General features: G+C 66.5%; 20 protein-coding genes and 2 pseudogenes. 8 read left to right on the forward strand and 14 right to left on the reverse strand.

Going from position 1 to position 25,132, the window contains the following annotated elements; translation table 11 throughout:
- Positions 1-174: 174 nt before the first annotated feature.
- Entirely contained in the window at positions 175-846 is a 672-nt protein-coding gene (locus tag ABDZ81_RS10700) for a hypothetical protein (protein ID WP_343773970.1), read from the forward strand.
- Between the two features lie 93 nt (positions 847-939).
- Positions 940-1,038: pseudogene (locus ABDZ81_RS10705) on the forward strand (ArsR family transcriptional regulator); the annotation flags it as partial.
- A 40-nt stretch (positions 1,039-1,078) separates the two neighbouring features.
- Here ABDZ81_RS10705 and ABDZ81_RS10710 read toward each other — a convergent pair.
- Positions 1,079-2,080, reverse strand: coding sequence for a DMT family transporter (locus ABDZ81_RS10710; RefSeq protein WP_343773971.1), 1,002 nt, complete (start codon positions 2,078-2,080; stop codon positions 1,079-1,081).
- A 246-nt stretch (positions 2,081-2,326) separates the two neighbouring features.
- Between ABDZ81_RS10710 and ABDZ81_RS10715 the strand changes: the two genes are divergently transcribed.
- Positions 2,327-3,121, forward strand: coding sequence for a helix-turn-helix transcriptional regulator (locus ABDZ81_RS10715; RefSeq protein WP_343773972.1), 795 nt, complete (start codon positions 2,327-2,329; stop codon positions 3,119-3,121).
- Between the two features lie 37 nt (positions 3,122-3,158).
- On the opposite strand, the gene ABDZ81_RS10720 is transcribed toward ABDZ81_RS10715, so the two are convergent.
- The 3 genes from ABDZ81_RS10720 to ABDZ81_RS10730 are packed head-to-tail and all read right to left on the reverse strand — an operon-like array spanning position 3,159 to position 6,145.
- Positions 3,159-4,253, reverse strand: a complete 1,095-nt coding sequence (locus ABDZ81_RS10720) for a glycosyltransferase (protein ID WP_343773973.1) — start codon at positions 4,251-4,253, stop codon at positions 3,159-3,161.
- 1 nt (position 4,254) lies between these two features.
- Positions 4,255-5,226, reverse strand: coding sequence for a glycosyltransferase family 4 protein (locus tag ABDZ81_RS10725; protein ID WP_343773974.1), 972 nt, complete (start codon positions 5,224-5,226; stop codon positions 4,255-4,257).
- 49 nt (positions 5,227-5,275) lie between these two features.
- A complete protein-coding gene (locus tag ABDZ81_RS10730) occupies positions 5,276-6,145 on the reverse strand; it encodes a hypothetical protein (protein WP_343773975.1) in 870 nt (289 codons plus the stop codon).
- A gap of 243 nt (positions 6,146-6,388) precedes the next feature.
- On the opposite strand from ABDZ81_RS10730, the gene ABDZ81_RS10735 reads away from it, so the two are divergent.
- Positions 6,389-7,798, forward strand: coding sequence for an aryl-sulfate sulfotransferase (locus ABDZ81_RS10735; RefSeq protein ID WP_343774325.1), 1,410 nt, complete (start codon positions 6,389-6,391; stop codon positions 7,796-7,798).
- Positions 7,799-8,054: 256 nt separating this feature from the next.
- On the opposite strand, the gene ABDZ81_RS10740 is transcribed toward ABDZ81_RS10735, so the two are convergent.
- Both ABDZ81_RS10740 and ABDZ81_RS10745 read right to left on the reverse strand, forming a co-directional pair.
- Complete coding sequence (locus tag ABDZ81_RS10740; RefSeq protein ID WP_343773976.1) at positions 8,055-8,579, reverse strand: DedA family protein; 525 nt, start codon at positions 8,577-8,579, stop codon at positions 8,055-8,057.
- A gap of 86 nt (positions 8,580-8,665) precedes the next feature.
- Positions 8,666-10,237, reverse strand: coding sequence for a sulfatase (locus ABDZ81_RS10745; RefSeq protein ID WP_343773977.1), 1,572 nt, complete (start codon positions 10,235-10,237; stop codon positions 8,666-8,668).
- Positions 10,238-10,352: 115 nt separating this feature from the next.
- Here ABDZ81_RS10745 and ABDZ81_RS10750 point away from each other — a divergent pair, with 115 nt between their 5' ends.
- On the forward strand, positions 10,353-11,369 hold the full coding sequence (locus tag ABDZ81_RS10750) for a lysylphosphatidylglycerol synthase transmembrane domain-containing protein (protein ID WP_343773978.1): 1,017 nt from the start codon (positions 10,353-10,355) through the stop codon (positions 11,367-11,369).
- 267 nt (positions 11,370-11,636) lie between these two features.
- A pseudogene (gene cysE / locus ABDZ81_RS10755) lies at positions 11,637-12,188 on the forward strand (serine O-acetyltransferase); the annotation flags it as partial.
- A 339-nt stretch (positions 12,189-12,527) separates the two neighbouring features.
- Here cysE and ABDZ81_RS10760 read toward each other — a convergent pair.
- The 7 genes from ABDZ81_RS10760 to ABDZ81_RS10790 form a co-directional block, all read right to left on the reverse strand.
- Entirely contained in the window at positions 12,528-13,700 is a 1,173-nt protein-coding gene (locus ABDZ81_RS10760) for an acyl-CoA dehydrogenase family protein (RefSeq protein ID WP_343773979.1), read from the reverse strand.
- A gap of 104 nt (positions 13,701-13,804) precedes the next feature.
- Positions 13,805-15,037: an alanyl-tRNA editing protein gene (locus ABDZ81_RS10765; RefSeq protein ID WP_343773980.1), complete on the reverse strand. Its 1,233-nt coding sequence runs from the start codon at positions 15,035-15,037 to the stop codon at positions 13,805-13,807.
- A 67-nt stretch (positions 15,038-15,104) separates the two neighbouring features.
- Entirely contained in the window at positions 15,105-15,605 is a 501-nt protein-coding gene (locus ABDZ81_RS10770; RefSeq protein WP_343773981.1) for a helix-turn-helix domain-containing protein, read from the reverse strand.
- A gap of 61 nt (positions 15,606-15,666) precedes the next feature.
- Positions 15,667-16,440: a diphthine synthase gene (gene dph5 / locus ABDZ81_RS10775; protein ID WP_343773982.1), complete on the reverse strand. Its 774-nt coding sequence runs from the start codon at positions 16,438-16,440 to the stop codon at positions 15,667-15,669.
- A 59-nt stretch (positions 16,441-16,499) separates the two neighbouring features.
- Entirely contained in the window at positions 16,500-18,083 is a 1,584-nt protein-coding gene (locus ABDZ81_RS10780; RefSeq protein ID WP_343773983.1) for a midas domain-containing protein, read from the reverse strand.
- 77 nt (positions 18,084-18,160) lie between these two features.
- Positions 18,161-19,786 carry an acetolactate synthase large subunit gene (locus ABDZ81_RS10785; RefSeq protein WP_343773984.1) on the reverse strand — a complete coding sequence of 542 codons (1,626 nt, stop codon included), beginning with the start codon at positions 19,784-19,786 and terminating at the stop codon, positions 18,161-18,163.
- Between the two features lie 3 nt (positions 19,787-19,789).
- Positions 19,790-21,184 carry an NAD-dependent succinate-semialdehyde dehydrogenase gene (locus tag ABDZ81_RS10790; RefSeq protein WP_343773985.1) on the reverse strand — a complete coding sequence of 465 codons (1,395 nt, stop codon included), beginning with the start codon at positions 21,182-21,184 and terminating at the stop codon, positions 19,790-19,792.
- A gap of 123 nt (positions 21,185-21,307) precedes the next feature.
- On the opposite strand from ABDZ81_RS10790, the gene ABDZ81_RS10795 reads away from it, so the two are divergent.
- Positions 21,308-22,261, forward strand: coding sequence for a hypothetical protein (locus ABDZ81_RS10795; protein ID WP_343773986.1), 954 nt, complete (start codon positions 21,308-21,310; stop codon positions 22,259-22,261).
- 540 nt (positions 22,262-22,801) lie between these two features.
- Here the strand turns inward: ABDZ81_RS10795 and glmU are convergent.
- A complete protein-coding gene (gene glmU / locus ABDZ81_RS10800) occupies positions 22,802-24,004 on the reverse strand; it encodes a bifunctional sugar-1-phosphate nucleotidylyltransferase/acetyltransferase (protein WP_343773987.1) in 1,203 nt (400 codons plus the stop codon).
- 192 nt (positions 24,005-24,196) lie between these two features.
- Between glmU and aglJ the strand changes: the two genes are divergently transcribed.
- Positions 24,197-25,126 (forward strand): S-layer glycoprotein N-glycosyltransferase AglJ, encoded by a 930-nt coding sequence (aglJ, locus tag ABDZ81_RS10805; RefSeq protein WP_343773988.1) that lies wholly within the window; start codon positions 24,197-24,199, stop codon positions 25,124-25,126.
- Positions 25,127-25,132 lie beyond the last annotated feature (6 nt).

The following is a 25,132-nucleotide window of genomic DNA, read 5'->3' on the forward strand; positions in this document are numbered from 1 at the left end:
GCGGGCGATTTCTGGCATGGACACCTAGAAATCACACCGCCTCCTTCTTCAGAGCTTATCTGAACACCGCCTGCAGGCTCAATAAAAAGATATAAAGTTCTTTCAAAGGCCTCAAACGGAGGTTTTATCCTCGTCTATCTTTACGCGACGGTAATAGCATCAGTTCTTGCAGTGGTGGCATATACTGCTCTTGGGATTGAATCTAATCAATTTGGAATTACAGACCTTACACAGTTTACGATTATCGGAATATCAATAATATCTGCATTTGGAATAGTGAGAGTGTTCTCAAACAAACGGAAAGAGTATGGATATTCTGAGCGGGAGGTTGCCTACCATTATCTAGAATCTGCCATATATGAATATGAGAATGGACCAAATTATGAGAAGATACTAACTTATCTAGGAGATTTTAAGGATTATTGCGGGTCCTCTAACAGGATTGTTCTTCCTCCAGAACGTCAAGAAGAGTTGATGTCATATATAAATCATCTCGAAGATAGTGGAGAAAAAGAATATAAGAATGCAATTGATTCATCATTTGAGCAAAACTTGCGTATTATAGCTGAAGATGTATTCTATATGCGTAGCAGGGCGTTGACTCTCCCCGAGCAAGAAGACGAGGAGGAAGACGTTGATGGGCCATCGGCTCCACGAATTTTAATAGAAACTTTACTCGAATCTATAACTCTCAATCGCTTAATGTTTATTTCCGGTATCTCTATTGTTGCGGTTGCAATAATCGGATATCATCTTGGCGGACCTCAAGTCGCAGCTCTTATTCTAATGTCTTTCCCAATTTTGCAGGCACTCATCTCCTTTTTTGATGAGAACAAGACCGATTAGCTGTTCTGTGTTTAATATCCATTTTAGGAAACAATTGTTGCCAAGAGATGTACGGGTGATTTGCCGGGGATGACTAAAATAAACTATGCCTGAACCGTGTTCGGCGAAGTCATGCTTTCCGATGGCGTCGACGAGCTGATCCGCGGCGAGCGGGAGTTCGAGGCGATGTACGACAGTTCGGTCGAGAACTGATCCAACGACTCCGTCCGAAAAAGACCGCAAACAGAACGCTTCAGTCCGACTCGAACCCTCGCGGCTCGTTCCGAATCCCGAGCCGCTCCTCGGCATCCTCGGCCTCGACGACCTCGTCCGGCAGCCGCCCGGCCAGCCGGGCCACCTGCCCGCGAACGTTCACGTCCTCGGTGCCGATCACCGCGAAGCCGGCGAAGATCGTCAGGAAGCCGACGATCACCAGCGCCGAGATCCGCTCGCCGAGCAGCGCCCAGCCGCCCAGCGTCGAGACGACCGGCACCGCGTAGAACACCAGGTTCGCGCGGATCGCGCCGGTGCGGTCGAGCAGGCCGAAGTAGGCGATGTAGGCGATCGCGCCGGCGAAGATGCCGACGTACGCCAGCGCCAGCACGGCCTCGGTCGTCCAGACGATCGACGCCGCGGACTCGCCGGCGCCCAGGCTGAGCGCGTGGGATAGCGCGGCGGCCAGGGGCAGCCCCCAGGCGGTGCGGACCGTGCTGGAGATCGTGCTGTCGGCCCAGCGGATCAGGACGCTCCCGAGCGCGCCGGTGACGGCGCCGGCGAACAGGATCAGCTGGCCGACGCCGCCGTCGGCCAGCATCGCGGGGTCGGGGTTGACGACCAGCCCGACGCCGAGCAGGCCCAGCACCATCCCGGCCGCGCCGCGGGCCGAGAGGCGCTCGTCGGCCAACAGCGCCGCGGCGAAGACCGGCGTCAGGATCGGGTTCAGGCTGAACACGATCGACGCGACGGCGCTGGTGGCGTACTGCTGGCCGACGAACAACAAGGAGTTCGTCAGCCCGATGGCGAGCACGCCCGTCGCGAAGATGCCGACGGCGTCGCCGCGGGTTCGCGGAACGAGGTCCTCGCGGGCGGTCGTCGCCACCGCGTAGGCCGCCAGTGCGACCGCGGCGACGTCGAACCGGAGCGCGACGAACAGCAGCGGCGGGAAGTACGCCAGCCCGGCCTTCGCGGCGACGAAGGTGCCGCCGAAGAGGACGGCCGTCGCGGCGAACGCGGCGAGGATGCGTCGGTCGGCCACGGCTACGCGCACCTCCTCGCGAACGAGGCGCCGGACGATCGGATCGACGACGCGGGCGTCGCGCGATCGAACGTCGGCGCACTGAGCGTACGAATCATCTTACTATACCGTAGGAGTGCGGGGCTTATAGTTTCGTTCAGAAACTATTTCACGGTAAGAAATTGCCGGTCGGCGTGTCGCCGCTGCAGGGGCTGCAAGCGTTTCAGGGTGCGAAAGCTGTATATCCCGACGCGCGCCAGATCCGGTATGGAATCCGCGCTGGAGGAGATCGAGTTCCTCGCGCTGTCCTCGAACCGCGTCGACGTGCTCGGACTCCTCGCGGACGGCCGCAAGACGCGGACCGAGCTCGCGGAGGCCACCGGCGCCTCGCAGGCGACGCTCGGCCGGATCCTCGGCGACTTCGAGGAGCGCTCGTGGGTCCGCCGCGAGGACGGCGAGTACGTCGCGACGGCGACCGGGCGGCTCGTCGCGAAGGGCTTCACCGATCTGCTGGAGATCCTCGAAACCGAGGGCGAACTTCGCGAGATCGTCCGGTATCTCCCGACTCACGCGATGGACTTCGACCTGCGCCACCTCGCCGACGCCACCATCACGGTGCCGAGCCAGACGCGGCCGAACGCGCCGGTCCAGCGGCTGCTCGACCTCGAACGATCGGCCGAGGAGGTGCGGGCCTTCTCCCACGCGTTCAACGAGCAGAGCCTCTCGGTGATCGAGGAGCGCACGACCGCCGGCGAGCTAACCTTCCGGGCCGTGCTCTCGGAGAGCGCCGTCGCTGCGGTCGCGGACGATCCGACGCTGCGCGACCGGCTCCGTTCGCTGCTGGACGCCGACAGCGCCGCAGTGCGGGTCCGCGAGGAGGGGATCCCGCTCGCCGCGACGATCGCCGACGACGTCGTCCACCTGCTGTTGCGCGACGAGAACGGCGTCCTCCGGGCGTCGGTCGACACCGACGACGACGCCGTCCGTTCGTGGGCCCACGACACGATGGACCACTACTGGCGGACGGCGACGCCGCTCGACGCCGAGGAGTTCGCGGAGTAAGCTGCCACATCGCGTCCGATCAGTGTCCTTTCGCCGCTCAGCCGTGGTCGCGCTCGGGGAACTTCCGCGCGCCGGCGGGCTCGGACGTGGTGTCCGAGGCCAGTGTCACTTCCTGATAGAGGTGCTCAAGCCGGTCGAGCGTGTGCGAGATGGCGTACTCCTGAACGGCCTCTCGCGTCTCGCGCTCCTCGACCAGGCAGGCCTCGACGGCCTCGGCCATGGCGTCGAGGTCGCCGTACTCGTAGCGGACGCCGTTCTCGGCCTCGATCGTCGAGCTGAACGGTGCAACGTCGGGAGCCGCGACGGGTGTGCCGCAGGCGTTGGCCTCCAGCGTCGAGAGCCCGAGCGTGTCGGCCGTCGACGCGGTGACGAAGGCGTCGAGCGACGAGTAAAACGTCGGGAGGTCCTCCCGCGGCAGGAAGTCCCTGAACTCGACGTTGTCGGGCGCCCGGCGTTCGAGCGTCGATCGACAGGGCCCCTCGCCGACGATGACGAACGTCCGATCGGAGAGTCGCTCCGCGAGGTCGACGATTTCGTCGACGTTCTTCTCGCCGCTGAGCCGGCCGCTGTAGCCGACGACCGTCTGGTCGGGGTACCAGTCCTCGTCGGTCGGCTCGAAGAAGTCGAGATCGATGCCGACGGGCAACTGGACGTGATCGACGTCCCGGTCGATGCGCTCGGTCGAGGCCGTCACCGCGTCGAAACTCCCCAGAAGCGAGTTCTCCCAGGGGACGTACGCCGACGCCAGCGCCGAGCCGAGCAGTTCGGACTTGACGCTCTGGGGGAAGTACTCCTCGATCGGCGTGTGGTGGGTGTACACTGAGGGGATATCGTGCTTCCAGGCGTACAGCCGGCCGAGGATGCCGACCGGCGCCGGCCCGTGGCAGTGGACGACGTCCAGGTCGGGGAGCTTCGCGGTGCGCACGAACAGGGGGATCCGGTAGCCGCTGTAGAAGGGATTCGGGATCGACGGGACCGCGATCTCTCGGTCGCCCGGGTCGTAGTCGCCGTCGGGGTAGACGACGTACACCTCGTGGCCGTCGCGCTCCAACTTCTCGCGCCAGTGCTTGATCGTGTAGGTCACCCCGTCGATCTCGGGGAAGTAGCTGTCCGTGAAGAACCCGATTTTCATGTCAGATCACCTCCTCGTACAGATCCCGCAACTGCTCGGCGGTGTTCGAGAGCGCGAACCGTTCGCTCGTGGCGGCGGCGTTCTCACCGAGTTGGTGTCGTAGCTCTGGTGTTTTCAATCTATCTAACTGGGACCGAAAGTCGCCCTCGGACTTCAGGCAGTCGTGACCGTCGTCGAGCCATTCGAACGTGTCGATGTCCCGAACGACGACCGGCTTGCCGGCGCTCATCGCCTCCAGCAGCGCGATCCCCTCGTTTTCCTCGTGGGTCGGGAAGAAGAACACGTCGCCGGCCGCGAACGCGCCCCGGATGTCGTCGATAAAGCCCGTGAAGGTGCAGTTGTCCGGCGATTCCTGGATCAGTCGCTTCGTCTCGCGGCCCTTCAACGAGAGGTCGAGCGGCCCGAACCACGCGAAGTCGAGTTCGGGCATCTCGCGGGCCGTCTCGACGAACGTCTCCAGCCCTTTGCGCTTGATGACGTGGCCGACCTGGAACACGGTCGGCTCCGAGAGATCGTATCGCTCGCGGTACTCGTCTTCGAGCGCCTCGAACCCTTCCAGCTTCTCGCGGTCGACGCCGTTCGAGATCACGGTCGTCGGCGTGTCGGTGTACGACCGCAGCAAGTTCTGGTTGTACTCGGAGGGGCAGATCAGCCGGTCGCCCAGCGCGTACGCCGCCCGTAGATACGGTCGGAGCGGTTTGGCCAGCGCGTTCGTAAAGCGGAAGCTATCCCCGAAGTCCTCGGCAGTGACGTGGGTGTGGATCACGACCGGCGTCCCGCGGCGCTTGGCGCGGGCGGCGTGAGCCACCGACCGCGGCCCCATCAGGTTGAGGTGGAGCACGTCGGCCGACGGCGTCGGCTCGACGGTGTACTCGATGCCCTCCCGATCGAGCATCTTCCGCTGGTGGCGGACGGACTCGGCGATCCCGCCGGTGACGGAGTCGGAGAACTCGAAGTAGTGGCTGACCTTCATGGCGTCTCTCCGTGGAGTTCGCGCTCGTGCCGACGCGGCGTCGACGACGCTACTGGTCGAGTTCCAGCCACGGGACCTCCATCAGCGCCGGGATGTGCGTCTCGACGTGGTGTTCCCAGACGCCCTCCTCGCCGAACGCCTCGCCGTGGTCGGCGGTGACCACGACGTCGCCGTCGAGCTGCTCGACGAGCTCCTCGACTTCCTCCAGCGCGATCCGGAGGTTCTCCTCGTAGTAGCTCATCGCGGTCGCGCGGGTGCCGTCCCGGAGCAGGCTGACCGGATCGAGCTCCAGCCAGAGCCCCGCCTTCATCGCGAACTGGCTCTCCTCGAGGACGCTCTCGACTTTCGGTCTGACGGTGTTGCCGATCGACGATAGGACGCCGCCGTCGCTGCCCGCATCCTCCTTCTCTTCCTCCTCTCCCTGCCGTTTGATCCCCTTGCGGATCTGCTTGAGTTTCTGGCCCTTGCCGCGCGTGAGATACGGCGCGTGGGGCTGCATGAAGTGGATCACCGTCCGCTCGGCGTCCTCGACGGCGTCCCGGTTCTGCTCGAACGCCTCGGTCATGCTTTCCGGGGGTACCGTGCCGAGATCGTCGTCCCAGCCGGTCTTCCAGACGTCGAACACGTTCGAGATGTGGTCCGACGCCGTCCACTCGTAGTCGCAGGAGGCGCCCCACTTGAGTTCGTTCAGCGGGATGCCGAGATCGTTGATAAAGGGGTTCGAGGAGAAATAGGCGATGTCGTGGTCGCCGTCGAGGGTGCGGTAGGCCCACTCGGGCGTCGAGGAGCCCTTGCTCCAGCGCTTCTCGAGCGAACCGTCCAGGTAGTCGTCGTAGACGTCGCTGAACACGTCGTACCGGGCGGCGTCGAGTACAATGCAGTAGTCCCACTCTGACTCGAGGAAGCGCTGGTCCTGCATCAGTCGTCGGAAGATTCGATCGGAGGTCTATATGCTTTCCGATACGATCGGGCTCGTCACGCGTCGAGCACGGCATTCTCGGGAGCACCCGAACGCGCCGAACTCCCCCGGAAAGCACAACGCCTATTGGTCAAACATCGGAATGACTGGTATGGACAGCCGCGTTTCGAATCGACCGACGTGGAGGCGGAGGGTACCGTGACGCGAGACGACGCGTCGCCCTCCGGCTCCGACGGCTCCCCGATGGACAGCGTGCAGACGGCCCTCGATCGCGGCCGGAAAGCGATCGCAAGCGGACGAGCGCACCTTTCTCGCAACCGACTTCGCGTCGCGTTCGTAGTCGTCCTTCTGCTGTGTGCCGGCGTGCTCGCCTACGGCGCCGCGAACGCGACGACGACCGCGAACGCCGAGGCCGTCCCCGAGGCGCCCGAGACGGAGAACCACACCGTCGTCACCGAGTCGGGACGATACGGGACGATCACGGCGTTCGAACCGAACGGCAGCCTCCAGTACTACAACAACAGCCACACGAAGTACTTCGACGTCGACCCCGTCGAGGGCGAGTCGATGACCGTCGAGTACGCCGCGACGGACACGATCCACACGTCGGGGCCGAACTGCCGGTCGCCGCCCTGCGCGCGGAACATCCTCGAACGGGCGAACCTCTCGACCGGCGAGACCGAAGTGATCTACGAGCGGATGGATCACCGGGAGACTGCGGCCGAGTGGCACGACGTCGACCGGATCAACGAGACCCACGTCGTCGTCGCCGACATGGTCGCCGACCAGATCTTCGTCGTCAACACGGAGACTGAAATCATCACCTGGATGTGGGACGCCCAGAGCGAGTTCCCGCTCGACGAGGGCGGCGCCTACCCCGGCGACTGGGCACACCTCAACGACGTCGAGGTGCTCCCCGACGGCCGGATCATGGCGAGCCTGCGCAACCAGGATCAGGTCGTGTTCATCAACCGCTCGACCGGCCTCCAGGAGGACTGGACGCTCGGCGCCGAAGACGAGTACGACGTCCAGTACGAGCAGCACAACCCCGACTACATTCCCGAGGAACGCGGCGGGCCCGCCGTCGTCGTCGCCGACTCCGAGAACGGCCGCGTCCAGGAGTTCCAGCGCGAGGACGGCGAGTGGGTGCGCACCTGGCAGTGGGCCGACGAGCAGATGCAGTGGCCCCGCGACGCCGATCGGCTCCCCAACGGCAACACGCTGATCGCCGACTCCAACGGCAAGCGCGTCGTCGAGGTCGCTCCCGACGGCGACATCGTCTGGGAAGTCCCGATGTCGCTGCCCTACGACGTCGAACGGCTGGAGACCGGCGACGAGAGCGCCGGCGGCCACAGCGCCCAAGAGTTGGGCCTGGAGTCCCAGACCGTCGAGGAAAGCGAGGAGAGCGGCGGCGGGACGTTCGGCTTCGATCCCTTCGATCGCGTCGAGTCGACGGTCGCGGGGCTGGTCCCCCACCGGATCCACAACGGGATCGTCTACATCTCCCCGGTGTGGATGGGCGACACCGAGTTCGGCGCAGCGTTCGTCGCGATCCTGGCGGCGTTGAGCTGGATCGGCCTCGAATCGCGGTGGAAGCTCCGGGACGCCGGCGTCGGGTTCCGATCGCCGGTCACCCGCCGCGGCGGTAGCTGATCGGGACGTTTCTTTTTCGCGCCTCTTGCCGCCTGACGCCGGCGCGCAAGCGACGACGCCGGCGTGCAAGCGACGACGCCGAGGCACAGGAGCCGACTCCGCTGGAGCAGCGTCGATGCCGACGTATCAGCGTCGACGCCGTCGCGTCAACATCGAAGCCGAGGCGTCGGCGTCGATGCCGAGAACTGATCACGGTAGCGTCGACGCCGAGTACAGGCACAGCGTCGACGTCGGGTCGCCGCGTCGAGGCGACGCCCTAGAACAGCAGCACGTGATCGAACGCGAGGAACAGTCCCGCGAGGATCGACTGGAACGACAGCGACCCGACCGCCGAGAGCGCGACGAACGTCCGGCCGTCCATCTCCGAGAGCCCCGCCGGGATCGTCAGCAGGCCGCGGATCATCAGCATCGAGTTGCTCACCGGCACGGCGATCGCCCCCCAGCGCTCGAACCAGCCGTCGAGCGTGTCGAGCCGGTCCTCGGAGACGCGGAACCAGCGCTTCTGGAGCAGGTACTCGCGACCGCCCCGCCGGAGCAGCCGGAAGAGCACGTACTGGCCGATCGTCGTCCCGACGACCGCGATGATCACGACGGCCACGACCGTCGTCGGATCGGCGCCCATCACCAGCAAGGCGCCGGGGACGACGAGTTCGCTCGGCATGAACCGCAGCATCATCGCGCCTTCGAGGATACAGATGCCGAAGAGGACGAGCAGCCCGAGCTCCGAGCTGAGCCAGTTCTCGACCCACCCGGGGAAGTGCTCGGTCTGTGCGAGCAGCATTGGCGAGTCGCTAATTCGCTGTCGAAGTTAAGGGTTGCTTGTTGCGGATTCAAGCGATCGGGCGACGATCCGCGGCCGCCCCCGGTTCACTCCATGTAGCCCAAGTCCCGAAGCCGCTCGCGCATCTCCTCGTCGGCGTCGTCGAGCGCGTCGGCCCCCCCGGCGTCGACGCCCTCGCCGTCGGTCCAGGCGCCGCCGACCTGCTCCTCGAACCGCGAGAGGGCGCGCTCGGTCGCCGCGACGACCTCGTCGTCGTCGGGATCGATCGGCGTCAGCTCGTCGGGATCCTCGTCGAGACGGTAGGCCTCGTCGGGGATCCGGTCGGCGCGGACGTACTTGCTGTTTTCCGATCGCGCGGCGCGCAGCCGCGAGTACGCGCGGTGATCGTCGGGGAGCTCGATCCCGGCGTTCGCAGCCTTCTCTTCGAGGTGGTGGAGCTCGATGACGGGCCGGGAGTACTCGACGAACGCGTAGTCGCCGTCTCCGTCGCCGTCGACGACCGCGCGCTGGCCGGGGTCGGCGTCCGGCCCGGCCGCGAACTCGCGGTAGCTGGCCGAGAGCAGCGAGCGGGTCGCGTCCCGGGCGACGGCGTCGAACTCGTACCCGTCGCCGGCGGCCGGATCGACGTCGACGGCGTCGAGCGTCGTGTGATAGAGGTCGACGAGTTCGACCAGATCCTCGCGCCGATCGGCTTCCAGATCGGGATGTTTCACCATCAGCGGGACGTTGATCAGCTCGTCGTACAGCGCGAACTCGTGGCCGTACAGGTCGTGTTCGCCGAGGTTCTCGCCGTGGTCCGCACAGACCACGACCGTCGTGTCGTCCCACCGGCCGGTCTCGCGGAGCCAGTCGAACAGCCGCCCGAGTTCGGCGTCGATGTGGGCGATCTCGGCGTCGTACAGCCCTCGAATGTCCTCCCACTCGTCGTCGTCGATGTCGCGGGCGCCCGAATTGAACTCCTTGGAGTTCTGGCACACGTCCGAGGAGTCGACGCCGGGAGCGAACTCCTCGCGGTACTCCTCGGGCGGGTGGTACGGCAGGTGGGCGTCCATCAGGTTGATGAACCCGAACCAGCCCGGATCCTCGTCGCTCTGCTCGATGAACGACTTCGTCTGGTCGATCACGGCCGGCGTCTTCGAGGCGGCGTCGTCGTCGCCCGCCAGTTTCGCGTGGGCCTTCGCTCCGAGGTGGACGATCCGGTTCGCGAGGTTCCGCAGCCGATCGTTGTCGTTGATCGTCTGCCAGAGGTTCGCCAGCGTGCCCGACAGGAAGTTTCCGGGCATGATCTCGAAGGAGGTGTCGTGGTGCTCGAATCCCCGAGTAAGCTTGGTGTAGGGCGTGATCCAGGCGTTCGACGAGTAACACGCCGTGTCGTACCCGCGGGCGGACAGCACCGACGCGAGCGTGGCGACGTCGTCGAGGTATGGACTCTCCTGGTCGGCGCCGTGCTGGCTCGGATAGAGGCCGGTGAACATCGACGCGTGGACGGGCAGCGTCCAGGGTGCCGGCGCCACGGCTTCCTCGAACACCGTCGCCTCTTCGGCGAACGCCTCCAGGTTCGGCGTCGTCGGTCGATCGTAGCCGTACGGCGTCAGGTGGTCCTTCCGGACCGTGTCGAGCACGACGAAGAGAACGTTGGACGGGCCCTGACCGGTCATTATCTGGGGTTCCCAGCAGCGACGGATAAAACGCTCGAAACGCCCGTTCGGGTCGGGGCGCTCGAAGGGATAACAACGGAAACATTTTGAAGCGCCCCCACCACCTTCGACCTGAATGGACGGGCGCAACTGGCGGATGCTCGCGGCCGGCGTGGCGGGCGCTCTGGCCATCTTCGCGGTGCTGTTCTACCTCATCGGCGGCGGGGAGATCCTCGAGGTGCTGACGAGCGCCCAACCGTCGCTGGTCGGGGCGACGGTCGGGGTCGGTCTCGCCTGGCTGCTGGCCTGGAGCCTGATGCTCCGCACGATCCTCGGCACGCTGGGGATCGCCGTCACGGCGTTCCGGTCGTTCGCGATCTACTCGGCGGCGGCGTTCGCCAACAACGTCACCCCCTTCGGGCAGGCGGGCGGCGAACCGGTCGCGGCGCTGCTGATTTCGCGGTCCTCGACGGCCCGCTACGAAACCGGGCTGGTCGGGATCGCGAGTCTCGACGTTCTCAACGTCGTCTCCTCGCTCGCGCTGATCGGGTTCGGCGTCAGCTACTACGCGGTCCACTTCACGCTCGGGGAGCGACTGGGGACGGCGATCGGTCTCGTCGCCGCGCTCGCGGGCGCGATCGCGTTCGTCTTCTGGTACGTCTGGCGCCATCACGAGCGGTTCATCGACCGGACCGCGGGCGCGGTGGCGCGGTTCACACAGCGCCTCCCGTTCGACCGGTTCGAGGGGATCGACGAGGCCGACATCGTCGATCGAATGGAGCGCTTTTTCGGCCACGTCGAGCGCGTGGCCGTGAACCGTCGCCGGCTCGCGCTCACGCTCGGCCTCTCGACGCTGGGCTGGCTACTCCAGACCGCCGCGCTGGTCGCGGCGTTCGCGGCGGTCGGCTACTCGGCGCCGGTGTACGTGGCCCTCTTCGTCATCCCGCTGGGCAACATGGCGGGCGCGGCGCCGTTGCCGGGCGGGCTCGGCGGCATCGAGGCGGCGATGGTCGGACTGCTCGTGCCCACGACGGGGATCCCCGCGGCGTCGGTTGCCGCGGCCGTCGTGATCTACCGAGCGGTGATCTACTGGCTGCCGGTGCTGATCGGCGGCGGCTCGATGACGGCGCTGGGCGTCCGGTCGTTCGGCTGAGCGACCGGCGGTGTCGGCCGACCCCGCGACGGAAACATCCGAACGCCTTTTTACGCGCGTCGCGTCAGTTCCACACCATGGCGACGACAGCCCGCACCCCGAGAACAGGCAACGAGCAGCGACGGCGCCCCGCGGCGCCGTGTCGCTGCCAGGGTGCGGGCCGGACGCGGTCGACCGGCGCTCGGCGGCCGAGCGCGGCGTCCGGAATCCGCTTTGACGGGCTGGAAACGGGCCGGAACCGACGGGGCGGCCGACGCCGGGTGGAGCATGCTTGAACGAATCCGGGAGGACGTCCGGACGGCTCTGGAGAAGGATCCCGCTGCCAAGAGCCGCCGCGAGGTGCTCACCAGCTATCCCGGGCTCCACGCGGTCTGGGTCCACCGGATCGCCCACGCGCTGTGGAACGGGGGGCTACCCTGGCTCGCCCGCCTCGTTTCGCACGTCTCGCGATTTCTCACCGGCGTCGAGATCCACCCGGCGGCGACGGTCGGGCGGCGCTGCTTCATCGACCACGGATCGGGCGTCGTGATCGGCGAGACCGCCGAGATCGGCGACGACGTCCACATGCACCACGGCTGCACGCTCGGCGGCAACTCGCCGCGTCCCGAGAAGCGCCACCCGACCCTCGAAGACGGCGTCACGCTCGGCGCCGACGCGACGCTCGTCGGCGACATCACGATCGGCGAGGGCGCGACCGTCGGCGCCGGCGCGGTCGTCGTCGACGACGTCCCCCCTGAAACCACGGTCACGGGCGTCCCGGCCGAACCGGTCGAACCCGGGACGACGACCGCCGACTCCGTGGCCGGCGGCGATCCGGATGCCGATCCGGCGCCGACCGACGACAGCGACGACGCCCGACCCGGGCCGGACGGCGAGCGCGGCGTCGAAGCGGGTCGCGGCGGCGACGCCGAGCGAGACGCCGCGCAGCGGGCCGCGCTCGCGGGGTCCGGCGCCGTCGCGCTTCTGGACGAGTCGTGCGAGGACAGAACCGGAGCCCCCGACCCCGAGGAGTTGCTCGACGCCATCGACGCCGCGCTGGCCGACGCCGAGGATCGGGAGCGGCGGCTCCGCGAGCTGCGCGAGGACGTCGAGCGCCTGCGGCGCGACCGATAGCCGGCGCGGCGCTCTCGCGACGTCGACCCCGGTTTCCTCCGCGAGTTACTCGCCGCGCTCGCCGATCAGGTGGCGCGCGATCACGGTCTTTTGAATCTCGCTGGTCCCCTCGTAGATCGTCGTCACCTTGGCGTCCCGGTAGAGCCGCTCGACGTCGAACTCGGTGACGTAGCCGTAGCCGCCGTGGATCTGGACCGCTTCGTTCGTGACGTCGACGGCCGTCTCGCTGGCCACGTACTTCGCCATGCTCGCGAGCATCGCGGGATCGTACAGCGATTGTTCGCGTCCGCGCTCTGCGGCGCCCGCGGCATCGTAGGTCAGCGCCCGCGCGGCGTGGATCCGGGTCGCCATCTCGGCGAGCTTGTGCCGGATCGTCTGGATGTCGCCGATCGGCCGGCCGAACTGCTCGCGCTCGGTGGCGTACTCGCGGGCCCTGTCGAACGCGTCCTGAGCCAGCCCGACCGACTGGGCGGCGATGCCGATCCGCCCGCCAGTAAGGATCGACAGGGCGGCGCGCAGCCCGGCGCCCTCCTCCGTCAGGCGGTTCTCGGCGGGGATTTCGACGCCGTCGAACTGCAGGGCGGCGGTGTCGCTCGCGCGCAGGCCCATCTTGTCCTCGGTCTTCCCGACCGTGACTCCCTCCGCGTCAGCGGGGACGACGAACTGCGTGATCGAGTCGGGGTCAGATCGGTCGGTCTTGGCGAACAGGACGATCACGCCGGCGCGCTCGCCGTTGGTGATCCACTGCTTCTCGCCGTCGATTACGTACGACCCCACGTCGCCGTCCGACCCCTCGACCGGCCGCGCCTCGGTGGTCATCTCGGCGGGGTTCGATCCGGCGCCGGGTTCGGACAGCGCGAACGCGCCGACCGGCCGGCCCTCGGCCATCTCGGGCAGCCAGCGCTCCTTCTGGGCCTCGCCGCCGAAGGAGGCGATGCAAGACGTCGCCAGGCAGTGGACCGACAGCGCCGTCGCCACCGCGAGCGAGCCGTACGCGAGCTGCTCGTTCACCACTGCGTAGGTCGTCCGGTCGGCGCCGTAGCCGCCGTACTCCGGCGGCGTCGTCAGCCCCGTCAGATCCAGCTCGGCCAGCCCGTCCCAGACGTCCTCGGGGAACTCGCCGGACTCGTCGGCTTCCCGCGCGACCGGCTGGATTTCCTCGACGGCGAACTCCCGGACGACGTCCCGGACCGCTCGCTGCTCTCCGGTGAGGTTCATACTGGACCGTTCAGATTCCGAATGGAAAAACGTGAGCGTCCGGCGGGGGTTCGACCCGTCCCGCAGTCGCCCGTACTCGCCCGCAGTCGCCCGCACTCACCCACTCACTCGCCGCGCAGGAACGCGACGATGTCCTCGGGATCGGCGTCGAGCCCGCCGCCTTGGGCGACCGTGGTGTCGCCGCCGCCACCGCCGCCGAACTCCGCCGTGACGTCGTCGACGGCCGCCGCGGCGTCGACGCCCTCGCCCGCCGCCACGACGAGGAAGGGCGGGCGTTCGGTCCCGACCACCGCGACGGCGTCAGCTGGCATAGTGCCATCACTGGCCCGGTTGCGAAGCGCCTCCGCGACGTCGTTCGGACCGACGCCGTCGACCGTGCCGACCCGCCAGCTCGCGTCGTCCCGCTCGATTTCGGCGTCCGCGAGCGCGGCCACCTCGGCGTCGATCAGTCTCCCGCGGAGGTCGGCGCACTCCGCTTCGAGTTCGTCGCGCTCCTCGCGCAACCGGTCGAGCGCTGCCGGGACCTCGTCGACGCCGACGTCGAGGCCGCGGGCCGCCGCCGTCGCCGCGGCCTTCTCGTCGCACCGGCGCTCGATTCCGGCGGGACCGACCGCGAACTCGACGCGCGTGCGGCCGGCGCCGGGGTTCGACCGGTCGAGCACCGTCACGGGCCCGATCTCGCGGGTGTTCCGGACGTGCGTGCCGCCGCAGGCCGCGACATCCCAGTCCTCGATCGTGACGAGGCGCACGCCGTCCCCGTCGCCCGCGAGGCCCTCCTCGGTCTTGGCGTTGTACGCCACGTCGTTGCGGTCGAACGCCTCGTCGGCCGGCACCGTCTCCCAGGCGACGTCGTGGGCGTCCCAGACGACCCGGTTGACCGCGCGTTCGAGGTCGACCAGCGCCGCGTCGTCGATCTCGGCGTCGGTCCGGAAGTCGATGCGGACCGACTCGTCGCCGCCCAGGTCGCCGTCGGGGGCGCCGATGTCGAACCCGGCGTAATCGACGTCGTCGAACAGTCGGCGCGCCGCGCCGTACAGCGCGTGGCTGGCGGTGTGGGCGCGCATGCAGTACATCCGGCGCTCCCAGTCGATCGTGCACAGGACGGACTGGCTCGGTCGGACGGCGTCGGGTTCGGCGAGTTCGTGGACGATTTCGCCGTCCTCCAGGCGGACGCCCTCGACGCGCGTGGTTCCGATCCGTCCCGCGTCGGCGGGCTGGCCGCCGCTCTCGGCGTAGAAGTACGTCGTCTCCAGGCGAACGTCTCGGCCGTCGACCGACCGAACCGTCGTGGAGAACTGCGTGGTGTAGGGCTCGGCCGCCGCGCGTTGTCCGCTCATCACTCGCCGGTGGCGGGGAACCTACAAAAATGATCGGGCCGACGACCTGTCCGCGGCCCGGCGATCGTCACTCCGCGAGTTCGACGTCGAGCCGATCCTCCAGCGCCGCGACGACCGAGCCGGAGATGCCGGCCTGGTTCGCCCGGCCCTGCTCGATCGCCAGCAGATCCGACTCGGGGATCTCCAGTTCGTCGGCGAGCTCGCCGCGCTGCAGGCCGGCATCCTGGCGGGCCTCCTCGGCGACCGACCCGTAGCCGCTCACGAGATAGGGAAGGGGGTCGTCGTCGTAGTCGGTGCCCTCCTCCTCCCAGTGTGAGGTGTCGCCGTCCCACATCGTGGTGTCGGAGTTGGCGGCCTCCACCGGGTTGCGGTCGGAGCCGCCCCCCGACTGGTCGCTCGTCTTCTCGTCCTTGTGCGCGTTGTCGTCGTGGGGCGCGCAGTCGGGACAGACGTCGAGCTCCGCGCCGGCGACGTTCGCCGGCCGCAGCGACGCGCTCTCCGTTCCGCAAAGCTCGCAGGCGTCGGCCTCGCCCGACCCCGACGAGCCGCCCGTCGAATACTTCGCCATGCTACCCCGTAGGCGGGTCGCTCATTTCAATGGCGCGGTGACCGACAGCCGTCGCCGGCTCTCAGACGGGATCCAGCAGCTCGGGCGGCGCGTCGCCCAGCGCCGCCAGCGCGTCGGCTTCGATGTGGTGCAGGTCGCCGGGGATCACCAGCAGGTGTAGCGGGTCGCCGAAGCTACGCTGGGCCAGTGCGTCGATCCGATCGGCCGCCACGAGCGGGTCGGGGCTACCCGCCCGCGCGACGACGACGCCGAGATCGTCGCCGAATTCCGCGGCGAACTGCTCGGCGGCGACGTCGGCGGTCATGTACTCCTCGCGCTCGGCCTTGATGTCGAGATACACGAGCGTGTGCAGCCCGCGCTCGCGGTTCGCCCGGATCGTCTCGACGACGCTGTCGGGGACGCCCTCGGCGCCGTGGGCGTACTCGAAGGGCAGCGTCGTCGCCTTGCCGAACCGGTAGTTCTGCAGCCCGGTGAGCCCGCTGGCGGCCGACTGGGCGGTGACGCCGTGGATCACTCGCGTGTCGATATCGCGCTCGTGAGCGCGCAGGCGGAGGTCGACGTGGGTCGTCGAGACCATCGTGTCGCCCGCCGTGAGAAACACCGCGTCGCCCGCTTCGGCGGCGTCGAGGATCGGGTCCGGGTCCTGCTCGACGCCGGCCCGGTCGCGGACCTCGATGTCGACGTCGTGGTGCGATTCGAGCTCCTCGACCGTCGCGCCGACGAGCTTGCTGGTGTAGAACTCCGCGAACGCCCGGTCGGCCGCCCGCAGCGCCTCGCGGCCCTCGACCGTGATCGAGCGCTCGTCGTAGAGTCCGAGTCCGACGAAGGTGAGCATGCTCTCACTCGGCGCGTGCGGGTGAAAAGTCGTGCGTGTTTCCGCCGACCGATCCGCGCTCAGGCCAGGCGGGCCAGCAGCGACCGCAGCCAGCCCGCGGTGGCGCGGGCGTACCGCAGGCCGACGAAGCTCCGTTCGTCATCCTGTCGCTCGTCGAGATCGGCATCGTCGTCCTGTCGCTCATCGTGGCCGTCATCGTCAGCCCGCCCGTCCTCCGGCGTCGTATCGTCGTCCTTGTTCGAGGTAGCCGCGCCCGACTCGGACGTCTCCAACGGGACCCACGCCTGTTCGTCGTCCTCGCCGCCCTCGCTCCACTCGACGCCGGCGTCGTCCGACGCGTTCAGCGCGAGCCGCGGCGAGGAATCGCTCGACGGCTCCTCGTCGCTCTCGGTTTGCGCTTCGGCGTCTCGGTGAGACGATGTCGGTGCGGCGGCGGGTTCATCCCGAGTTTCGGCATCATCGAGCGAATCGACCGTCGTCCCGCTTCCCGTTCCCGAATCTACCTCGTCCGCGGCCGACAACAGCGCGTCAACCTCGGCCGCCAGGCCGGGGTCGAGGCCGTCCTCCGTCGGCTCGGCGTCCTCGTTCGCCGCGAGCCCGTCGTCCGTCGCGAACCCGTCGTCGTCCATCTCGAACTCGTCGTCCGTCTGAGCGTCGTCCGCGATCGAATCGGGATCGGCGCCCGGCGCATCGTCATCGAAGAGGCCGTCATCGGATTCGTCCTCGAACAGCCCGTCAGTCGACTCGGTGAGGTCGACGGCCGACTCGTCCGTCACTTCCCCTGCTTCGTCCGGCGTTTCGGCGGTCGACGATCCCTCGTTCACCTCGTCGGCCACGTCGGCGAACAGGTTCAACACGGCGTCGTCGTCCGGTCGCAGGTCTTCGGCGTCCTCGTCCGGCGAGTGCTCGTCCGGTTCGGGGACGGCGTCCGCCTCCTCGTCGGCGTCGGCCGTCTCCCAGTCCCCGGGGAACACGGCGTCGGGGTCGACCTCGGTCTCGGCGGCGACGTCCGGCGCGTCGTCCCCCTCGAACGTCGCGTAGTCGAGGTCGTCGCTGACCTGCGAGACGATCTCGTCGACGCCCTCGTCGGACACCGTCGTCGCCGGGCCGCCGCCCGAGAGCGTGCCGAAGCCGTCGTCGCTCGACGACGATCCGGGCGGTGCGTCGGTCTGATCGTCGCCCGTGATCGTCTCGTCGTCCGCGCGCGCCGCGTCGCCCGCAACGTCGTCCGCGTCGTCGCCGCGATCCGGCGTCTCGGCTTCCAGCTTCTCGAACACCTCGTCGATCCCCTCCTGCGAGACGGTCGTCGTCGGACCGCCGCCGACGAGCCCACCGCTCGCCTCGCTGTCGGCGTCGTCGGACTCGCCGTGCGATTCTCGCTCGGCGGCGTCGCGCTCGCCGCCGGCGTCGCTCTCTCTGCCGCCGTCGTCGGTCGCGCTCCCGTCGCCGTCGAGTTCCGCCAGTACGTCGTCGACGCTTTCCGCCGAGACGTGCTGGTGCGGCCCGCTCTCGCGCAACCGCTCGACGACGGCGGCGGTGTCCTCCGCTTCGGCGTCGGCCAGTAGGTCTACCGGGTCGTCGTCCGCCGGACTCCCCCCGAAGCCGTCGGCGTCGCCCTCGATCCCCCGTTCGTTGTCAACCATCCTCTATCGAATGGGACGTGAGCGACAACCATATTAAAAATATTCATCAAACGAAATAAACGTCCGACGGTCGGCCGTCAGCGCTCGTCGACCGGCACGGCGACCAGCGCCATGTCGTCGTCCGGAACGACCTCCGAGAGCGTTCGATCGATCGCCGACCAGGAGTCGGGGCGGTACGCGTCGACGTCGAAGCTGTCCGCGAACGTGGCGAAATCCGGGTTCGTGAACTGGGTCCCGTAGTCACCGCCGCCGTGGGCGTGTTGCTGGCGGGCGATCGAGCCGAACTCGCGGTTCTCGAACACCAGCACCGTGAAGCCGCAATCGAGCCGTCGGGCGGTCTCCAGGTCCGATGCGTTCATCATGAACCCGCCGTCGCCGGTCGCGGCGACGACGTTCGCGTCGCTGGCGAGGTCCGCCGCGATCGCGCCCGGGAGGGCGATCCCCATCGTCGCTAGGCCGTTCGAGATCACGCAGGTGTTGGGATCGTACGTCGGGAACCGGCGCGCGAGCACGCCCTTGTGGTGGCCGACGTCCGAGACGAGCACGTCCTCGTCGGCCATCGCGTCGCGGAGCAGCGGGACGAGCCGCTCGACGGTGAGCGGCGCGTCGTCGGCCGGATGCTCGGTCGCGGCCGCGTGGACCTCCTCGCGGATCTCGGTCCACCACTCGTCGTCGAAGTCCAGATCGGCGTCGCTGGCCAGCCGGTCCAGCGCGGCGTCGATGTCGCCGACGACCTCCACGTCGGGGTTGTAGTGTCGCGAGACGTCGGCCGACGCGGTGTCGACGTGGACGATCGAGCGATCCAGATCGGGGTTCCAGTCGACCGGCTCGTGCTCGGCGACGTCGTAGCCCGCCGCGACGACGCAGTCCGCCCGCTCGACGGCGGCGTACTGCTCGTCGACGCCGGAGGCGAGCGTGTACAGCGAGCGCTCGTCGGCGTCCGACACCGCGCCCTTGCCCATGTACGTCGCGGCGACGGGGATCCCGGTGTCGTCGACGAACGACCGAAGCGCGGGCGCGGCTCGCGTCCGGAGGACGCCGTTGCCGGCCAGCACGAGCGGTCGCTCGGCGGCTTCGAGCAACTCGGCGGCGGCGTCGATCGTCTCCTCGTCGGGAGCCGGCAGCGAGACGGGTTCGCGCCGGGCGAGCGGTTCGTCGTCGACCGTCTCGCCGGCCACGTCGTAGGGAAGTTCGAGGTGGGTCGGACCCGGCTTCTCGCGCTCGGCGCACCGGAATGCCTTGCGAACCGCCTCGGCGGCGAACGCGGCGTCGTCGATCTGGGCGTTCCACTTCGTGACGCTGTCGAACAGCGACACGACGTCTATTGCCTGGTGGCTCTCGCGCTGGATGCGCTCGCGGCGGCCCTGCCCGGTGATCGCCACGAGCGGGCTCTTGTCGAGGTAGGCGTCCGCGACGCCGGTCAGCAGGTTCGTCGCGCCGGGACCGAGCGTTCCCAGGCAGACCCCGGCGTCCCCGGTCAATCGACCGTACACGTCCGCGATGAACGCGGCCGCCTGCTCGTGGCGCACCGGGACGAACTCGATGTCTGAGTCGCCGAGCGCGAACAGCAGCTCGGTCGTCTCCTCGCCGGGAATGCCGAACACGTGCTCGACGTCCTCGGCTTCGAGGCAGTCGACGATCAGGCGGGCGGTGGTGTCCTCGCTCGCGGCGGCGTCATCCGTGGCGGTGGCGTCGTCGCTCATCGGTCACTCCGTGGCGACGTCGTCGGGACCGCCGGCCGGCTGGACCCAGACGGTCTTGCGGTTGACGAACTCGCGGATGCCCATGTGGGCCAGCTCCCGGCCGTAGCCCGAGTCCTTGATGCCGCCGAACGGGAGCCGGGGGTCGGACTTGACAAGTTCGTTGACGTACGTCAGCCCGGCCTCGATCTCGCGGGCGACTCGCTCGCCCCGGTCGAGATCCTCGGTCCAGATCGAGGCGCCGAGGCCGAGGTGGTGATCGTTCGCGAGTTCGATCGCCTCCTCGACGTCGTCGACCCGGAACAGCGCCGCGGCGGGACCGAACACCTCCTCGGCTGCCATCGGCGCGTCTCTCGGAACGTCGGTGACGACGGTCGGCGGGTAGAACGCGCCCTCTCGGTCGAGCGGCTCGCCGCCACATTGGATCGTCGCGCCGGCGTCCTCGGTGTCGGTGACCTGCTGGTGGAGATCCTCCATGAGATCCTCGCGGGCCTGCGGGCCGACGTCGGTGTCCTCGTCCATCGGATCGCCGACCGTAAGGTCCTGCATCTGCTCGACGAAGCGCTCCTCGAACTCGTCGTACACGTCGTCGTGAACGATGAATCGCTTCGCGGCGATACAGGACTGGCCGGAGTTGAGCGTCCGCGCCTGGACGCCGGTCTCGATCGCGGCGTCGAGATCGGCGTCGTCGAGTACGACGAACGGGTCGCTGCCGCCGAGTTCGAGGACGTGCTTTTTCAGATTCTTGCCGGCGGTCTGGCCGACCGATCGGCCGGCGCCCTCGCTGCCGGTGAGCGTCACCGCCCGAATCCGGTCGTCGGCGATCACGTCGTCGATCCGGTCGGAGCCGATCAGCAGCGTCGACAGCGCGCCGTCCGGCACGCCCGCCTGCGAGAAGATGTCCTCGATCGCGAGCGCGCAGCCGGGCACGTTCGAGGCGTGCTTGAGCACGCTCGTGTTGCCCGCCGCCAGCGACGGCGCGGCGAAGCGGAACACCTGCCAGAACGGGAAGTTCCACGGCATGATCGACAGAACTGGCCCGAGCGGCTCGTAGGACACGAACGTCTTCGACTCGGGTTCGCTGCCGATCACCTCGTCCTGCAGGTGCTCGCCGGCGCGCTCGGCGTAGTAGTCGCAGGCCCACGCGCACTTCTCGACCTCCGCGCGGGCCTCCGTGACCGGCTTGCCCATCTCGCGGGTCATCAGCTCGGCGTACTCGTCGACGTTCTCCCGGAGCACGTCGGCTGCGTTCTCCAGGATCTCCTGGCGCTGCGAGACGGTGGCGTCGCCCCACGCCGGCGCCGCCTCCGCCGCGGCGTCGAGCCGCCGCTCGACGTCGTCCTCGTCGTGCGTCTCGTACTCCTCGATTACCTCGCCCGTAGCCGGGTTGGTGCTCTGCATAGTGGGTTCCCCCTCTAGTTCTACTTTGACGAGGACAAACATCTGGGGGGTGAACTCGCTTGAACCGATCTAATAGCCCTGTCCACAAAAACATTTATGTATATATGGAATACATTAACCTGTATGGGAGAAAATGGTCTCGGATCTGAGATCAAAAATGTAGATGAATCCGGTGAAAACAACCGCTTGGATAGACGGAGCCTGTTAAAAGTTGCCGGGTCAACCGGTTTGGGGAGTGTAACATTGGCAAGTAATTCTTTCGCGAAAAGTGGGCAAGATAGGACTAAGATACGAAAAGAAGAAACTGATGCAAGCTTGGATACAGTGAAATCTGCATTAGACACAGAGGAAACGCAAAGAATTCTTAGATCCATAGATAAGTCAAAAATCGAAATGAGGGATAGTTCACAGATCGATATATACATTGATGAAAAACAAGTCGGGTATTCATTGAAAATACCGACAGAAAATGGAACGCTCAGCACCACATTTGTTGATTCTGAACTAAAAAAAGCAGTTGTCGTCCTAGATAGGGATTCCTCAAATAATACCCGACAGCTATCTCGAAACCTTGGGTGGCCCGATGGGACAGATGCCCTACTCGCGTACGAAAAATCTTTTGGAACCACCGTCTTTGCTCGGTCAGTTACGGCTGCAGAGAAACAACAGTGTCTTGATTTAATTGGTCGATCAGACGATCCGGTGGCTATTGAAGCAATTCGACCCCAAAAGGGAGGTTCAGGCGAGTACCGAGTTAGCTATCCGGACGCCACATACTACTTAGGCCATAATATAAATAAAATCAGAGAGAAAGAAGAAATCGAATCCAGCTCACCAGGTGATATTACAATTAGTGGACATGGGCCGGGATGTGTTGAAACAGGACAGCACTGTCTTGGTGATATTTTGGCATCTGCGCCTCACTTTGCTGCTATTGGAGTTGGTTGTTCGGTGACTGGGTTGTACTCCCTCGGCTGTATCGTGATAGCGGCAGATCTGCTTTTACCGAACGTCGCGTTGATTGCCGTTTCCGGTAACTGCTCGTGGGTAGTGAATAATTGCCAGCCTTATCTCTAGCTCTACACAGAATTACTACGAATGTTTTAATTGTGATATATTCGGCGTATGAGTAGGTGTAGTGCTTAGAGATGATCATAGGGAAAAGGGCGCAGATGGGAACTTTACACTCCAAATCATAGATTCACGAAATCCAATCGACTGATACAACTTCGGATGAGAAGACGATTTCACTATCAACTCATTAGATAGCGTTAATCTCCAAGACCCATCTTATTTCCAATCCAGTACCCAATACCTGCTATCAACATGGCGATTAGTACAATGAGTATATACGATAGACTAAATATGATCGAAGCTCCGGTATCACCCTCAGATAGGATTACTACCCATACAGCGCTTCCAACAAATATGAACGCGAACGCGCCGATGGCAGTGCCGATTTTATTCTTTATGCTCTCCATCGGTTTGCAATCATAGTTGCACGCCAAAATAGATTGTGAACTGCCTCCGAATATAACCTCTCGGGAATATTATCTACTTTTATATGGCCTTGGACGTTCTGAATCGCGGATTTACGAAACGGGAAGTTAACCCCTCTCAGACGCCGTCGCCGCGGTCGGACATCACAGCCTCGCCCGGCCGCGTCATGGCGCCGACGCCGAGCTTGGTGCCGGCGTTGAGGCTCGTGTTGATGCCGGTCTTGACGCCGTCGGCGAGCACCGTGCCGAGCTTCCGGCGGCCGGTGTCGACCTGCTCGCCCTTGACGGCCATCTGTACTGACTGATCGTCGTGGCGGAGGTTCGCGACCTTGGTGCCGGCGCCGAGGTTGGCGTCGGCGCCGATGATCGAGTCGCCGACGTAGGATAGGTGCCCCGCGCTCGCGCCCGAGAGCAGGATCGAGTTCTTCACCTCGACCGCGTTGCCGACGCGGGCGTCGGGACCGATCACGGTCGCCCCGCGGACGTAGGCGTTCGGCCCGACGTCCGCGCCGGACTGGATCAAGACGGGCCCTTCGACGTACGCGCCCGACCGGACGCGGGCGCCCTCCTCGACGACCACGTCGCCGTTGAGTGTGGCGCCGTCCTCGATTTCGCCGTCGAGTCGGCGCGAGCAGTGCTCCAGCAGGCGCTCGTTGGCGTCGAGCACCTCCCACGGACGGCCGACATCGAGCCACGCGCCGTCGTGTTCGACGGCGACGACGCGGTCGCCGTCCTCGATCAGCATCTCGATCGAGTCGGTGATCTCGTACTCGCCGCGCTCGCTTCTACCTGTGCGCTCGATGTACTCGAAGATCGCCGGATCGAACGCGTACAGTCCGAGGTTCGCGAGGTTCGACGGCGGGTCGTCGGGCTTCTCGACGATGTCGACGACGCGGTCGCCGTCGCGTCCGACGACGCCGTAAGATCGCGGGTCGTCGACGCGCATCGTCGCGATCGCGGTGCTGTCGGCGTTCGCGAGCTTCGCGACCAGCCCGTCGTCGATGACGACGTCGCCGTTGAGCGCGAGGAACCGCTCGTCGACGTGCGGGTCGGCCTTCCCGATCGCGTGGGCGGTGCCGCGCTGTTCGTCCTGATCGACGTAGGTGATCGGCTTCCCGCGGTGGGCGTCGCCGAGATGGTCGCGGATCGCATCGGCCTTGTAGCCCACCACCAGCACGTAGCCGTCGACGTGCTCGGCGGCGGCGTCTAACACGTGCTCGACCAGCGGCTTGCCGGCGACGGGGACCATCGGCTTGGGTCGAGTCGCCGTCAGCGGGCGCATGCGGGTGCCCTCGCCCGCCGCGAGGACGACGGCTTTCACGCCGTCGTCACCTCCGACAGTCGGCTACGCTGCTGCGGTCCGCTTGCTCCAGGTCCGCTCCCTGCGTTCGGTCTCGGTGTCACACTCCAATCTCCGACTGCCGGCATGAATACCTTGGCGTATAACACGTCGCTTCCAGAATCGTAAGCGACCAATAACGCTTTTGCACCCGTGGCGTCGAATCCGGGTACGATGGCCGAGACGGACGTCTGTGTGCTGATCCCGACGCTGGACGAGGCCGCGACCATCGGCGACGTGATCGACGAGTTCCGCGAACTGGGGTACGACAACGTGCTCGTGGCCGACGGCGGCTCCAGCGACGGCACCCGCGAGATCGCCGAGGACCGCGGCGCGCGGGTGTTCGTCCAGTCCGGCTCGGGCAAGGGCCAGGCCGTCCGCGAGGCGCTCCGCCGGATCGACGCCGAGTACGTCCTGATGCTCGACGGCGACGGCACCTACCGGCCCGCGGACGCCGAGGCGCTGCTCGAACCGCTCCGCGAGGGCCGTGCGAGCCACGTGATCGGCGACCGCTTCGCCGAGATGCACCCCGACGCGATGTCCCGGCTCAACCGCGTCGGGAACGGGATCATCAACCGGGCGTTCTCCGTCGTCCACCACCGCGACCTGGGCGACATCCTCAGCGGCTACCGCGCCTTCACGACCGAGTCGACCGAGCACCTCGATCTCACCGCCGACGGGTTCGGCATCGAGACCGAGTTCTCCGTCGAGTGCGTCCGCCACGGGATCGACACGGAGGTCGTCCCGATCCGCTATGATCCCCGCCCGGACGGGTCGGAGACGAATCTCCATCCGTTCAAGGACGGCGCGACGATCATGCTGACGCTGTACCGGCTCGCGAAGATGAACAACCCGCTGTTTTACTACGGCAGTGTCGGCGTCACGGCGATCCTGGCTGGCGTGCTGGTCGCGGCCTGGGTCGCGTACCGATACTTCGTCGTCGGGATCAGCCACGAGGTCATGGCGATGCTCTCGGGGTTCGGCGTGTTGCTGGGCGTGCAGCTGCTCATGTTCGGCGTCCTCTCCGATATGGTCGTCACGCTCCACCGCGAGCAGCGCCAGCGCCTCGAACGGATCGCCGCTCGGAACGACGACGAGGAGTGATCGGAC

This window comes from Natronoarchaeum mannanilyticum (assembly GCF_039522665.1).
Taxonomy (GTDB): Archaea; Halobacteriota; Halobacteria; order Halobacteriales; family Natronoarchaeaceae; genus Natronoarchaeum; species Natronoarchaeum mannanilyticum.

Excerpts from the sequence above, each read along its gene's own strand:
- ABDZ81_RS10715 (WP_343773972.1), top strand. The coding sequence starts at position 2,327 with ATGGAATCCGCGCTGGAGGAGATCGAGTTCCTCGCGCTGTCCTCGAAC.
- ABDZ81_RS10720 (WP_343773973.1), bottom strand. The coding sequence starts at position 4,253 with ATGAAAATCGGGTTCTTCACGGACAGCTACTTCCCCGAGATCGACGGG.
- ABDZ81_RS10725 (WP_343773974.1), bottom strand. The coding sequence starts at position 5,226 with ATGAAGGTCAGCCACTACTTCGAGTTCTCCGACTCCGTCACCGGCGGG.
- ABDZ81_RS10730 (WP_343773975.1), bottom strand. The coding sequence starts at position 6,145 with ATGCAGGACCAGCGCTTCCTCGAGTCAGAGTGGGACTACTGCATTGTA.
- ABDZ81_RS10735 (WP_343774325.1), top strand. The coding sequence starts at position 6,389 with ATGGACAGCGTGCAGACGGCCCTCGATCGCGGCCGGAAAGCGATCGCA.
- ABDZ81_RS10740 (WP_343773976.1), bottom strand. The coding sequence starts at position 8,579 with ATGCTGCTCGCACAGACCGAGCACTTCCCCGGGTGGGTCGAGAACTGG.
- ABDZ81_RS10745 (WP_343773977.1), bottom strand. The coding sequence starts at position 10,237 with ATGACCGGTCAGGGCCCGTCCAACGTTCTCTTCGTCGTGCTCGACACG.
- ABDZ81_RS10750 (WP_343773978.1), top strand. The coding sequence starts at position 10,353 with ATGGACGGGCGCAACTGGCGGATGCTCGCGGCCGGCGTGGCGGGCGCT.
- ABDZ81_RS10760 (WP_343773979.1), bottom strand. The coding sequence starts at position 13,700 with ATGAACCTCACCGGAGAGCAGCGAGCGGTCCGGGACGTCGTCCGGGAG.
- ABDZ81_RS10765 (WP_343773980.1), bottom strand. The coding sequence starts at position 15,037 with ATGAGCGGACAACGCGCGGCGGCCGAGCCCTACACCACGCAGTTCTCC.
- ABDZ81_RS10770 (WP_343773981.1), bottom strand. The coding sequence starts at position 15,605 with ATGGCGAAGTATTCGACGGGCGGCTCGTCGGGGTCGGGCGAGGCCGAC.
- dph5 (WP_343773982.1), bottom strand. The coding sequence starts at position 16,440 with ATGCTCACCTTCGTCGGACTCGGACTCTACGACGAGCGCTCGATCACG.
- ABDZ81_RS10780 (WP_343773983.1), bottom strand. The coding sequence starts at position 18,083 with ATGGTTGACAACGAACGGGGGATCGAGGGCGACGCCGACGGCTTCGGG.
- ABDZ81_RS10785 (WP_343773984.1), bottom strand. The coding sequence starts at position 19,786 with ATGAGCGACGACGCCACCGCCACGGATGACGCCGCCGCGAGCGAGGAC.
- ABDZ81_RS10790 (WP_343773985.1), bottom strand. The coding sequence starts at position 21,184 with ATGCAGAGCACCAACCCGGCTACGGGCGAGGTAATCGAGGAGTACGAG.
- ABDZ81_RS10795 (WP_343773986.1), top strand. The coding sequence starts at position 21,308 with ATGGGAGAAAATGGTCTCGGATCTGAGATCAAAAATGTAGATGAATCC.
- aglJ (WP_343773988.1), top strand. The coding sequence starts at position 24,197 with ATGGCCGAGACGGACGTCTGTGTGCTGATCCCGACGCTGGACGAGGCC.